The sequence below is a fragment of the Bradyrhizobium sp. CCBAU 11434 genome, assembly GCF_028128895.1.
Taxonomy (GTDB): domain Bacteria; phylum Pseudomonadota; class Alphaproteobacteria; order Rhizobiales; family Xanthobacteraceae; genus Bradyrhizobium; species Bradyrhizobium zhengyangense.
Genome location: NZ_LBJX01000091.1, coordinates 18,631 through 31,324, shown reverse-complemented (window position 1 = coordinate 31,324; position 12,694 = coordinate 18,631). Strand labels below are relative to the sequence as shown.

Below are 12,694 nucleotides of genomic sequence, written 5' to 3'. Positions count from 1 at the left end.
CAAGCTGCGGGGCAGGGCGCAGGAAAGTCCAGACGCGTTGCGCAAAATAGCCATCCCAGGATTATCGCGGGTGCCGGCTCAAGAGCGCGAAGGCGTCGCGATATTCGTCGATGACATCGGCAAAGGTGCGATGATCGTTCTTGTTGGCAAGTCTTTCGAACATCTTGGCCAGCTCCTGCGGATTGGCGATGATCCGCAGGATACTGTCAGCAAGGGATTTCGGATCAGGCGCGGTCAACCAGCCGACTGCGCCGCGTTTCACCGCCTCCGGAATTCCTCCAAACCTCGTCCCCAGAAACGGCTTGCGTGCCGCCTGGGCATCGGCCACGACCAGCGGGCCCGGCTCCTCCCAGATCGGCGGGATCACGACGACGTCGATCTGGCGATAGAATTGTTCGGGCTCGACGAATCCCAGGAACTCGATATGCGCCTTCGGCGCCATTGCCCTGAGCTCGTGCTGGATTTCGGCGCCTGCGACCCCTGCGATGACGAGCCGCACGCGGTCGCGCGGTAGGTCCGCGAAAGCCTTGACGAGGTTATAGATGCCTTTCTCCTCGGTGAGACGGCCGATGAAGCCGAATGTCAGCGGCGGGCCGGCCGGGCCTTTCGTGGGCGCGGAGACCGGCATCGTAGATGCATGCGCAATCACCCTGCGCAGCTCGGTGTCGGCGAAAAGACCGGTCTCGAGATGGATGTCGAGAATGCGCTGGCTGACGCCGACCACGCCGCGCAGATATCTGGTCGCCTTGCGGCGGTTGATCGTCAGCAAAGTACAGCTCATGCAGGTGTGCTCGCACGTCTTTCCGTCGGAAAAGCGCGAGCATCGCGGGCAGGTCAGATAGTAGTCGTGCAACGTGTGCAGAACCGGTACGCCGAGCTCGGCTGCGACCTTCCACACCGCCGGGGTGAGGCCCGAAAGGTTGTTGGAATGGAGCACGTCCGGCCTGAAGGCCTTTATTCTGCTGGCGACAAGGTCGGCGCTTCGACTCCAGTCCTCCATCGCATGCCACAAACCCCTCGCCGGCGCGCTTCGCTGTCCGGTGAAGGGCCGGTAGATATTCCTGACCGGGGCCGAATACACCTCGATACCGCCGCTCGTCTCCATCGGCTGTTCGGGAAGCGAGGCAGCCCGAACGACCTCGACGGTGTCGCCGCTCTGGAGCAGGCCTTCGGCAATGCGGCGCACGAATATCTCGGCGCCGCCGATCACCTTCGGCGCGCCCGGTGTCGGGTACAGTGACGATGTGATCAAAATCCTCATGCCAAGAATCTCATCCAATATGCAGCTTTGAACGACCCCCGAGAGTCCTTCTCATTTGTCTCCATCGGTGTTCAAAGTGCCTTCCAAATAGACGTCGAGATATTGTCGGGTGACAGCTTCTGGCGTGAAGCTGGCAGAAAATTCAGGCCGTGGTGGAAAAGCCTTCTTCCAATTGGGCGCCTCGCTGATTGCCTGCTTCATCAGTTCGGCCAGTCCGTGGAAGTCACTTGGTTCGTACGAGCCGAGTGTCGTCGAGAAATGAGAGATCTCCGGTATTCCGCCGGCGGTGGAGCAGATCGTTGCCCGGCCCGCGTTGATGCTTTCTATCAGGGTGCGCGGCAACGGCTCCGGCCAGACCGAGCTGATGAGACAGATATCCACGGTGGAGTAGAACTCCGTGGACTTTACGAAACCCAGCCATTTGATTTTCGGATTATCATATCTTCTCCTCAAGTCTCGTTCGTAAGCTTCGAGGCCCTTTCCGGCGATTTTGAGTTGCCAGCCATGCTCCGGGAGCAGAGAGACCGCCTTGAGCACGACGTCGATGCCTTTTTCCGGCTCGATGCGGCCGATGAAGCCGAACGTCACGTCGGCGTCGGAGGCCGGCGGCGCCGGCCGGACGCTGGAGTCCGCGATGTTGTAGATCACCTTGTGCGGAACGTTCGGAAAGAAGCCGAGTTTCAGATGCCGGTCGAGGACGTACTGGCTGTTGGAGACCACGGCATCGACCATCCGGGATGCGTAGAGGTGCGGCATGGTCATCGTCGAGCATGAAAGGCAGCGCTGCTCGCAAGTGGCGCCTTTGCTGAACAGCGTCGATCGCTTGCAGATTAGCGAATAGTCGCGCAGCGTATGGACGATCCGGATGTTGCGGCGCTTGGCCGCTGCCCACAGGGACACGGAAAATCCGGTCAGGTTGTTGGTGTGAACGACATCCGGCTTCTCGGTGTCGAGAATCGCGCCAAATCGCGTGGCTGCGCGCCTGTTCCAGGTATCCCGCAGATGCCATCGCAAGCGATCGATCCGAGGCGGCTTGCGGTCCTGTCCAAACGGCCAGTACGCGTTATCGATCTGCACCCTGTAGGTGCGAATGCCGTTGCGATCCCCGACCGAGATGTCGCCTGCCTTCTGCAGGCAGACCACGGTGACCTGATGGCCGTTGCGCTTGAAAGCTTCGGCGAGCAGCGACACTGACACCTCGGCTCCGCCCATGATGTCGGGAGGGTAGAGGGAGTTCACGATGAGTATCTTCAACGATCGCCTCGTACGTTGATCGATGACGGGAGCGCACCTCGCTTGCCACGCAAAACCTGGATCTGCAATCGCATTCGAGCCCAAAACGGCGTGAACGATCACGCCGGAATGAGACCGAAATAGTCACACAATATTCAAGAAGCGGGCCATGACATCCTGCCCGAACCTCCGCCGATAGTGAGATCCGTCCGGGCAGGCACGAGTATCGAGCGCAGTCGTTACTTGGAGTTGACTACGACGCTGGAGATGTTCGACGCATTAGTCGAGGCCGCGTCGAGCGGGGCCATGAGCTTGATGAACTCGGTCGATGGCGATTCCGCGACGGAGATCACATCGTGATCGCGCATCCGGAACGTGTCAGCTTGGAACCAGCCGTCCGGCTTGCTCATATCGAACTTATAGACGGCGGGGACGGAGATAGTCGGGAATTGCGATGCGTCGATACCAACCTGCTGGAGTAGCGGCTTCGGCTCGAAACGATAGACGTAGATGTTTTTGGAATCCGCCCGCCCTCCGTCGAGGCCGCCGGCCTTTGCGAGCGCCTCGGCGAGCGACATGTTGTCGTTCTCGAAGGTGAAGCGGCGGTTGTTGGTTCCACCGATCGATCCGGGCGACGGCGTCGAGCCGAATGCCATGTAGACGCGGGGAATGCGTGTGAGGAAGACGACGTCGCCCGGCGCGAGTAGCACGTCCTCGCTCGGGTGATGCACCACTGACGACATCGACTCGTTGTAGGTGCGTCCTTCGCGCTTGATCGTGATTGTGCTCTCGTAGGACGGGTACTTGGGGCCGCCGGCGCGCGCGATCGCGCTCATCAGGCGAATGCCGCCCGGGTCGATCGGAAAGCGCTGGGGCGAATTGACTTCGCCGAGAACGCTGATCTGGTTGCCGCGCTGTTCTGCAACGCTCACGACTATCTGCGGGTCGATGGCACGATCCTTGAGGCGCTCGCGGATGATGTTGGAGACGGCACGCGGCGTCAGTCCGGAGACCTTGACCGATCCTGCGTAGGGGATGTTGATATTGCCAGACTGGTCGACCTGCTGGCGCGGAATGTCGACGAAGTTGCCCGGTCTGACGCCGGCTTCACGCGGAATGAATAGGCCGCCCGCCTGGGCTTCGTACACGGTCACGGTGACGATGTCGCCGACGCCGATCGTGACGTCGCGGTAATTGCCGCCGGGGAGATGGGAGAAGATCAGTCCGGATGAATCTGTAAGTGCGTTGGTCGCCTGGAGCACTGCCGGATTGACGGGCATGAGCGCATAGGCAAGTGGCGCGCTCGGTTCGGTGATCAGTGCGGCATGAGTATGCGTTGCGGCGGCATCGGGAGCGTCCAGGGGAATGAAGCCCGCGCAGCCAGTCAAGCAGATGCTGATCGCTGCGACGGCCAGAATCCGGCTAGTCCCGAAATTCGAATGAGCCTGTTCGGTCTTAGCCAATGTTGGTCCCTCGCACATACTTAACACCTGAAATACCGTAGCAACTGTCCGGCTAGTGAGTCACTGCTGCGTCTTCGCGATCATGGTGAAGCACTCATGCCTGTGACCTTATTGCAACTCGCGAAGCGATACACGAGTGAGAACTGCAGTCTGAGCGTCGAACAGAGGTCTGCTGCCATTCTGTGCAATTTGCAAAATAGACAGGTGAGTGTCGGATCGATGTCGTGATTGAGGCGATCTGTGGCAAGTATGCGAGGGCGGAACCTGGACAATGTGGAAGCCCTCATGATGAGCGTGCCTCCGCAAGGCGGCAAGACGATCTTCACGTTGTTGGTCAACCCATAGGGAAGGCGAAGATAAATTGTGCAACCCGGGTCGTTTGCGGCCGGCTTCTATATGCGCGCGATGGTGGTCATGTTGGCGATCGCGTGGTCGCTGTCGGCTCAATGCGTCATCGACGCCGATCACACTTGTCGCGATGCTAGCTGCTGATCGTCTATCGCTAAGGTCTCAGATTGTTTGAGAAATCTGACTGCAGATTGGCCGGCTGTCCGGCTTCATTCTCGCCCATGTGCAGGACGTCGGCATACACCTGACCGAGCGTCCGGTGGGTCTGCTCGATGTCGTAGAGGCGGACGAAACGTTCATAGCCGGCCCGGCCGACCGCAGCGAGATCCAGTCGGCTCGCGCGCTGAAATCCGTCAATAAGCTTTTCGGGCGTGACCTCATCGCAGAGCACGCCGGTGACGTCGTCCTCGACGATTTCCGGTAGTGCGCCGATGCGAAATGCGATGATCGGTTTGGCAGCCCTCATTGCCTCGATCGCGACCAGGCCAAACGCTTCCCAGCGCGAGGGAATCGCGACCAGGTCTGCCTCGTCCAACTGGGCCTCGATCTGGTTGCGATCCATCCAGCCCAGCAGCGAGACATTAGCCGGCAGGTCGCTCATGTTGAACTTGCTGACGACGGAGGCGCCGATGATACGGACATCGAGCGTTTCTCCCAACTCACGCGCCGCCTTGATAAGAAGATCACATCCCTTTTGGCGATCCAGACGTCCGATAAAGAGGACCTTGATCTTGTCCGAGCGCCATATCTTCTCCGATGCCGATGCGCTCTCTTGATTAAGCGCGGGGCGCTGTTTGGAAATCCCGTTGTGCACAAGAACTAGGCGTTTCGTCGCAATTCCGACCCGCGTGGCATCGAGTTGTTCGCTCCTTGAGATGCAGACGATCCGGTGGGTCAACTTCGACAACGCAAGTTCTGTGAATTGCGTGATTGCGCGACTAACACGACCGGTCTCGCGGCCGAACGCCCATCCATGCGGGCAGTAGACAATACGTGAATGCCGATAAGTTAGCCACAGCATCGGACGCACCACGAGCCCGGCGAACGACGAGTGAAGGTGAATGATGTCCGGCCGTAACTGGCGAACCGCGCGCATGGTCGCCGATAGCATAGCGAACAGGCCCATAGCGTTGCGGCCGTCGCGCGGGAAGGTGGTGATGGCGTCATCCTCGATGCTGACCAGGTCATCGCGATGGTCAGACGGAACGACATAGCTGACATTTCCGCGCCCGAAGCTCGCGCTCTGATGCGGATGAAGCTCGTTGAGGTAGGTCGCGATGCCGCCTCTCACCGTTTCGGCGACGTGCAGAACCTTAAGGCCGCTGGACAACAGTCGATCCTTCCTTGTCTTGGAGGCAGCACATCTAGCGCCTGTAAGCAGCAAAATTTGGGCCGAGTCATCGCGCTGATCCGCCGGAGATGGCTCGCGGCGTCGATTGGGCGAGGACCTCGAGTATGGCTGCGGCCGACTTGGTCCACGAATAGGTCGCTAGCCGCCCCTGCTGCTTCTGTTGTTCGGCTGCAGAGATCCTGCCCAGATCGATTCTTTCGCGCATTCTTGCGGATAGCTCGTCAGGGTTGAGTGGATCGAAATAGACGGCCGCATCGCCGCAGGTCTCGCGTATGGCTGCAGCGGAACTCGCAATGACGGGGCAGGCGAAGTACATCGCTTCCAACGGAGGAATGCCGAAGCCCTCGTAAAGGCTCGGAAAAACGAACGCCGCAGCGCGGGCGAAGAGTGCGGCGACCTCCTCGTCCTTCAGGCGCCCCGCGACGATGAACCCGGCGCTTGATTTGGTGACGCCGCCGCCAAAGACTTTGCTGTTGTCGCCGCCCACCACGACCAGCGGAAAATCCGCGCGACCGAGCCGTTCGGCCGCACGAATGGCGGTGTCGACATTCTTGTTTTTCGTCATCGAGCCGACGAAGAGGAAGAACCGGTAGGGCTCGAGACGCAGCGATTCGATGATCGAGAAATCGGGCTCAATCGAGGCGAAGTGCTCTGCGCTGTTGGGAATAATCGGAATGGACCCGGGATCCAGCGAAAGAGCGTCGGCAAGTTCGTTGCGTGAAAACGTTGAAACCGTTGCAATGGTTGCCGTGCGTGCCAGCAAATGACCGAGCGATCGATGCAAGGCGAGGTAGCGCCAGCTGAAAAAGTCCGGCCGTTTGAAGACTTGCGCGTCGTGAATTACGACGAGATGGTCGCGGTGAAGCACAGGGCCGGAGTTGGCGAGACTGACGAGGCGCGTGCCCGCCGCCGCGCGCGCCAGATCCAGCTGATCCCAGGCGTGACCCTGCAGCGATCCCACTCGTTTGATCTTGATACGACAAAGGCCGCCAAGGGTTTGCGCATTCGGTGGCGCGAGAATCTGCCAGTCTGCATCCAAAAGTGGCGATGGGGCATTCCCGCTCGCTAGCAGGCGGTCCATCGCTTTGACGATTTCGGCGGCATAGCGTTGCACGCCCGTAAGCGATTGTGACAGGAACCTGCCGTTGATGGAGAGTTTCAAAGCCGATCTGTTTCTTTTGCGCGTGTCTTGCGCGAACGATGCCTCAAGACTGGGCAACCGCGCCGAACGTACGGTCTATGATCTCTAGCACATGCAGCGCTATCGTCCGAGCATCCTCGCAGGCGGGTAGCATGCGAGGATGCATGGCGCCATCATGTTTCCTACACATTTCGATGCGCCTACATGGAGCGGCTTGGCGCGACGATCGTCGTCGTTGAAAACTTGGCTTTGATATGACCGGTCTGGCATTGCTTCGCGGAACGAGAAGAGAATGACATCTTTGCGGCCAGTAATCGTAACCGGCGCAGCCGGCTTTATCGGAATGCACGTCTGTGAACGGCTGTTGGCGCGTGGCGAACAGATTGTTGGGATCGATGCATTCACGCCCTATTACGATCCCGCGCTGAAACGGGCGCGGCTCGAAAAACTCAAGTCTCGTCCTGGCTTCAGCTTCCATGAGATCGACCTTGCTGATTTTGCCGCGGTGAAGCGCGTTTTCGATGAAGTCTCGCCCGATCGCGTCGTCCATCTCGCGGCTCAGCCCGGTGTGCGCGCGTCGATCGACGATCCCATCACCAGCATCCGTGCCAATTGTGACGGCTTTGTCACAGTGCTCGAGGCCGGCCGGCGCTGCGAGCTCTCGCATCTCGTCTACGCCTCGTCGAGCTCGGTCTATGGCGCCAACCGCACCTTGCCGTACTCGACCGAGCAATCGGTAAACCATCCCGTGAGCCTTTATGCCGCAAGCAAGAAGGCCAACGAGCTGATGGCGCACACGTTTGCGCATGTTCACAAGTTGCCGGTGACCGGCCTGCGCTTCTTCACCGTTTACGGTCCGTGGGGCCGGCCCGACATGGCCGCCTATCTATTCACGCGCGCGATTTTCGCGAATGAGCCGATCAAGATTTTCAATAATGGCGATATGTGGCGCGACTTCACCTATGTCGACGACATCGTCGAAGGCGTGATCCGCACTCTCGACCGGCCCGCAGCGCCAAACCCCTCGTGGAATGCGGAAGCGCCGGAAAATTCGACGAGCTATGCGCCGTATCGCATCTATAACATCGGCAATAACAGGTCAGTCAGGTTGGTTGAGTTTGTCGATACCCTTGAGAAGATCATCGGCAGGCCCGCGATCCGCAAGCTGCTGCCGATGCAGGCCGGTGACGTCCTGGAGACGCGCGCCGACATTTCCGCTCTTCAGCGCGACGTCGGTTTCGCGCCGTCGACGACGATCGCCGAGGGCCTTGCCCGCTTCGTCGAATGGTATCGCGCGTACCACGGCGTCTGATATCTCGCGATCGACGGCACTGTGTCGTCGTATGCCCTCAGTTCGATACAGCTTGTCCTATTGTTGGGCGAGCGGCCGAATAGAGAAATCGTCTAGGGTGTTCAATGGAACATCCATCTTCAACGGAAAGAGTTTTTCATGCGAATCGCGATGATCGGCACGGGTTATGTGGGGCTGGTGTCTGGGGCTTGCTTTGCGGATTTCGGTCACGACGTCACCTGCGTCGACAAGGACGAGAAGAAGATCGCAGCGCTCCATCGCGGCGAGATCCCGATCTACGAGCCTGGCCTGGACGAGCTGGTCGCCAACAACGTCAAGGCCAAGCGGCTCGGCTTCACCACCGATCTGTCGAAGCCGGTTGCGGATGCCGATGCCGTGTTCATCGCGGTCGGCACGCCGTCACGCCGCGGCGATGGTCACGCCGATCTCTCCTACGTCTACGCCGCCGCGAAGGAGATCGCGCAGTCGCTCTCCGGTTTCACCGTGGTGGTGACGAAGTCGACCGTGCCTGTGGGCACCGGCGATGAGGTCGAGCGCATCATCCGCGAGACCAATCCGTCGGCTGACGTCGTGGTCGCATCGAATCCGGAGTTCCTGCGCGAGGGCGCTGCCATCCGAGACTTCAAGTTTCCTGATCGCGTCGTCGTCGGTACCTCCGACGAGCGCGGCCGCAAGGTGATGGGCGACATTTACCGACCGCTGTCGTTGAACCAGGCGCCGCTGATGTTCACCGCGCGCCGCACCGCCGAGATGATCAAATACGCGGCGAACGCGTTCCTCGCGACCAAGATCACCTTCATCAACGAGATCGCGGATCTTTCCGAGAAAGTTGGCGCCAATGTGCAGGAGGTCGCCCGAGGCATTGGCCTCGACAACCGCATCGGCACAAAATTCCTGCACGCCGGTCCCGGCTTCGGCGGCTCCTGCTTCCCCAAGGACACCAAGGCGCTGATCAAGATCGCGCAGGACTACGACGTCAACTTGCGCATCGTTGAATCCGTGCTCGCAGTCAACGAGAACCGCAAGCGCGCGATGGCGCGAAAAGTGAGCCAGGCGCTCGGCGGCTCCTTGCGCGGCAAGACCATCGCGGTGCTCGGCCTGACCTTCAAGCCCGACACCGACGACATGCGCGATGCGCCGTCGATCCCGCTCGTCACCGGTCTGCTCGACATGGGCGCGAAGGTGAAGGCCTTCGATCCCGTCGGCATGGAGCAGGCCAAGAGTGAGCTGCCCAGCATCACCTATTGCGAAGATGCCTATTCCTGCGCGCAAGGCGCCGATGCAATAGTCATCGTCACCGAATGGGTCCAGTTCCGTGCGCTCGATCTGGACCGGCTGAGGGCGATCATGGCTCAGCCCGTCGTTGTCGATCTCCGCAACATCTATCCCCCCGAAGAGATGGCCGCGGCAGGCTTCGCCTATGAGAGCGTCGGGCGGTCGTCCGAGGCCTAGCGGAATCAGCGGCAGCGAGCCGCGCTTCGCGGCTTTTCCGCCGTCTCACGCCGATGCGGGCAAAATCGTCTCCAATGCGGTATGATCCGGTAACATAAGGTTGCTGCTGTCCGTCAGACTCGCTGCCCACTATGAAGACCGTCATGACCGACGACAGGCACCCGATGCGCAGCGGCTCCTTCACCGCGACGACCAACGCGCACGGCGCCGAGATGTGCTCGCTTAAGCACAAGGACGGCACCGAATTCCTGAGGCAGGCCGGGCCCGCCCGGCCGCGCATGCGCCGCTCTTGCTTCCGATCGTCGGGCGCCGCGCCAGTGACGAACTGCGCCACCGGCGCAAAACGTACCGGATGAATCAGCACGGCTTCGCACGCGACAGCCGTTTCGCGTGGACGGAGCGCGGCGAGAGGCGTTGCGTCCTGCTGCTCGAAGACAGCGAGGCTACGCGCGCGCTCTATCCTTTCGCGTTTCGGTTGACCGTGACTTACACGCTCGACGCTGAACGGCCACGACGTGGTGCTGAAGATCGTCAACGCCGGCGAGGAGACTGCCGGTGCCGCTCGGTGGCCATCCGGCTTTCAATTGGCCGCTTCAAGCCGGAGTACCGAAAGAGAGCTATGCGCTGACTTTCGCAAAACAGGAGCCATCGCCGGTTCGACGGCCGCATTCTCCTCGCGGCAACCGATCCGTGTCCGGTTCGAGGGACGGTGCTTCCTCTGTCGGAAGCCCTGTTCGCCAGCGACGCCGTCATCATCGCCCCAATCAACAGTGACGCGGTCCGCTATGCAGCGGGGCAGGGCAGTGGCCGCGCTTCCGAGCCAGATCGGCCGTCTTCGCCCCGGCCTCATGCTCCTTCAACACCGCGAAAATCTGCTCTTCCGTGAACCGTGCTCGCTTCATCTGTCCGTCCTTCTTCGCGGCGGACTCTAACTCCTTCTGGAGGAAATACTCAGTAGGAGGTTACGGTCCAGGCGGAGTTTCCACGCTAAGAATGCGCGCCGTCCAGATGAACGTGAGATGCGACTAGCAGGCCGTTATCTGAACGGATCCTGGATTGACGGCGACGACTGCCGGATGCGCCGCACGCTCACCGGCGTGCCGTCGGAGACGAATAGCAGTTCATAGGTCCGGCCTTCGCTGTCGGTGGCCGAGCAGGTGATGTCCTTCACCTTCCTGGCGGCGAAATTGCCAGTCTGGCGGCAGGTGCCGGTGGAACTCTGCTCGGCCGGGACCGGCAGACCGTCGACCTTCGGCCGGTCCTTGGAGTTGAGCAGCACGCGATCGATCGGCAGTTCGTAGGAATTGTCATCAGCCCGCCTGCCATTCTCGCCGGAGAACGACACGACGTGGTTCTCGTCGCTGGGGTCATCGACGGCAACGGCGAAATTGACCCGGCCCTTGTCGTCATGGGCGAAGGCCACAGTCTTGCAGGCAAAGGGGTGGCCCGCGACCTTCAGCGTCTTGCAGTGGCCCGACATCAGCGCGAGCATGTCGACAAGCGAATTTTGCTGGGCAGGCGGATTGTTCGCCGGGATTGTGGTGGTAGATTCGGCAAAACAAGGGCTTGCAAGAGAGGCGAGAACTGCGGCCAGAACCGATCGGCGGAGGCGGATCGCATCGCAAATTAAGTGCAACTCAGTTCGCCCCGGCCAAATGTTCGACAAAGCCCATCTGAAATACCACCACGTTCCCATCGACGATTCGCTCCTCAGCCGACCATACTCCTTTATGAAATCTGCTGAGGACAGTCGAGCGGGGAAGCAGCACTTGGGGCAGCGTACATCGGACAGCGTACATCGTGCGAGCCGGACGTGATGCGAACGGCCCGGGCGCGGCTCTGCTCAGGACGCGCAGCGACTAGAATTGGTGCCTAACAAGGCCCAGTTCTCGGCCCCAATCCCGAAAGGCAGGCAGTGTGATTTCCTTCGGCAGCCGTCGCTTCGGGCTTGAAAAGCGCATCGGCCCGCTCGGTCACCTTCTCACCGCCCCCGGATCGGGTACCGGGCATCAATGCTTCCTATCTCTCGTCGTTGCGGCTTTACGAGTGGTTTGGCTCGGGGAGCTTGCCGGCGGCCCCAATGTAGCGGGCTCCAAGGCACGGGACAGATCATGGCGGCCTTCGCATGCTGCACATTGCGCGCCGCGGCCGTCGCGGAAGCCATTTCTGACGTACCGGACCGCGCCGAAACCACGATCGAAAATGTCCGCATTCTCCACGACAGACAGGACCTTCGGCGCCACGTCCCATCCAGCCCGGACGATAGGGCCGTGGCATCGCAGGCAACGTCCGCGCCTTTGGGTCGGGACGCGTATGTCCGGTGTCGCGGCGATACCGTTTCGCTCCCTCGTGATGGGTCATGGGCCCTCGAAATTTTGACGGGATGCTTCAAACCCGCTCGGGGTGGCGCCCCTGGAGTTGATCCGACAGAGCAACAAGAACGGGCCGTCTCGCGGGGGGCGGTCGAATTAGGTCACCGTCGGCAAAAGAAATGCCCGGGCTAGCCCGGGCATGATCCGTGTGGCGAGGCGGCTGGGTAGCCGGCTTTTACTTGCCGTTGCCACGGCAGGCGCCGCCGGGCCCGATATGGTAGCCGCGCGGACAGGCATGCGCGGCGGGGTTGGCGTAGTTTCTCAGGCAGCCGCCATAGGGGCCGCGATGCCAGCCGACGCCGCAGCCGCCGGCGACAGTAATGACATCGCCGCTGCCTTGCGCGACGTACGGCGCCAGCGGCATCGCCTGGGCAGAGCTGATGATCGCACCGAGCGCAACTGCCGCGGCAAAGATGGTCCGGATCACGGGTATGCTCCTGGATCTTGTCGCGTCAGTGGGTGGCAGCAAAAGCGATGCCGGCGCGCACTTCGGCAATCGTCTGGTCGATCAGCCCGAGCGCCCGTTCGCGGTGGCCCCCCTTGTTGGGCTCGGCCTTGGCAAGCTCGGCGCGGGCCGATTGCAGGATCGCGATGGCCTCATCCATATGCGGCTGCGCGCCGAGCGCGTAGCCGATAAAGAAGCTGGTTGCGATGGCGCCGCCGAGCACGAGGCTGCGGGGTATAGAGGTTCGCATGTCGATTTCTCCTCGAGCGGGCGTCAGGCTGGGGCCGCCCAGTTGCCCGGACGCGATTTGTCTGTG

At 61.0% G+C, this 12,694-nt stretch carries 12 protein-coding genes and 1 pseudogene; 4 read left to right on the top strand and 9 right to left on the bottom strand.

From position 1 onward, the window contains the following. Positions 1-61 precede the first annotated feature (61 nt). From XI06_RS22465 to XI06_RS22445, 5 genes are all read right to left on the bottom strand, one after another. Positions 62-1,261 carry a glycosyltransferase family 4 protein gene (locus tag XI06_RS22465; RefSeq protein ID WP_237872861.1) on the bottom strand — a complete coding sequence of 400 codons (1,200 nt, stop codon included), beginning with the start codon at positions 1,259-1,261 and terminating at the stop codon, positions 62-64. 51 nt (positions 1,262-1,312) lie between these two features. Then, a complete protein-coding gene (locus XI06_RS22460) occupies positions 1,313-2,473 on the bottom strand; it encodes a glycosyltransferase family 4 protein (protein WP_249802134.1) in 1,161 nt (386 codons plus the stop codon). Between the two features lie 260 nt (positions 2,474-2,733). Continuing rightward, on the bottom strand, positions 2,734-3,957 hold the full coding sequence (locus XI06_RS22455; RefSeq protein WP_237872863.1) for a polysaccharide biosynthesis/export family protein: 1,224 nt from the start codon (positions 3,955-3,957) through the stop codon (positions 2,734-2,736). 502 nt (positions 3,958-4,459) lie between these two features. Further along, complete coding sequence (locus tag XI06_RS22450) at positions 4,460-5,635, bottom strand: glycosyltransferase (protein ID WP_237872864.1); 1,176 nt, start codon at positions 5,633-5,635, stop codon at positions 4,460-4,462. Positions 5,636-5,702: 67 nt separating this feature from the next. Beyond that, positions 5,703-6,818: a glycosyltransferase family 4 protein gene (locus XI06_RS22445; RefSeq protein WP_237872865.1), complete on the bottom strand. Its 1,116-nt coding sequence runs from the start codon at positions 6,816-6,818 to the stop codon at positions 5,703-5,705. A gap of 271 nt (positions 6,819-7,089) precedes the next feature. On the opposite strand from XI06_RS22445, the gene XI06_RS22440 reads away from it, so the two are divergent. From XI06_RS22440 to XI06_RS22425, 4 genes are all read left to right on the top strand, one after another. Further along, positions 7,090-8,109 (top strand): NAD-dependent epimerase/dehydratase family protein, encoded by a 1,020-nt coding sequence (locus XI06_RS22440; RefSeq protein ID WP_237872866.1) that lies wholly within the window; start codon positions 7,090-7,092, stop codon positions 8,107-8,109. A 138-nt stretch (positions 8,110-8,247) separates the two neighbouring features. Then, entirely contained in the window at positions 8,248-9,561 is a 1,314-nt protein-coding gene (locus XI06_RS22435; protein ID WP_271606539.1) for a UDP-glucose dehydrogenase family protein, read from the top strand. A gap of 143 nt (positions 9,562-9,704) precedes the next feature. Beyond that, positions 9,705-9,917, top strand: coding sequence for a hypothetical protein (locus XI06_RS22430; protein WP_271606574.1), 213 nt, complete (start codon positions 9,705-9,707; stop codon positions 9,915-9,917). After that, the gene (locus XI06_RS22425) at positions 9,851-10,189 is read left to right on the top strand and encodes an aldose epimerase family protein (protein ID WP_237874423.1); all 339 of its coding nucleotides are present in this window, start codon (positions 9,851-9,853) and stop codon (positions 10,187-10,189) included. Before XI06_RS22430 ends, XI06_RS22425 begins: the two co-directional genes overlap by 67 nt. A 154-nt stretch (positions 10,190-10,343) precedes the next feature. On the opposite strand, the pseudogene XI06_RS22420 reads toward XI06_RS22425, so the two are convergent. The 4 genes and pseudogenes from XI06_RS22420 to XI06_RS22405 all read right to left on the bottom strand — a co-directional run. Then, a pseudogene (locus XI06_RS22420) lies at positions 10,344-10,463 on the bottom strand (transposase); the annotation flags it as partial. 134 nt (positions 10,464-10,597) lie between these two features. Beyond that, a complete protein-coding gene (locus XI06_RS22415; RefSeq protein WP_237874426.1) occupies positions 10,598-11,176 on the bottom strand; it encodes a hypothetical protein in 579 nt (192 codons plus the stop codon). A 932-nt stretch (positions 11,177-12,108) separates the two neighbouring features. Further along, positions 12,109-12,360, bottom strand: coding sequence for a GCG_CRPN prefix-to-repeats domain-containing protein (locus tag XI06_RS22410; protein ID WP_442869468.1), 252 nt, complete (start codon positions 12,358-12,360; stop codon positions 12,109-12,111). A gap of 25 nt (positions 12,361-12,385) precedes the next feature. Further along, positions 12,386-12,628 (bottom strand): hypothetical protein, encoded by a 243-nt coding sequence (locus tag XI06_RS22405; RefSeq protein WP_271606538.1) that lies wholly within the window; start codon positions 12,626-12,628, stop codon positions 12,386-12,388. Between the last annotated feature and the right edge of the window lie 66 nt (positions 12,629-12,694).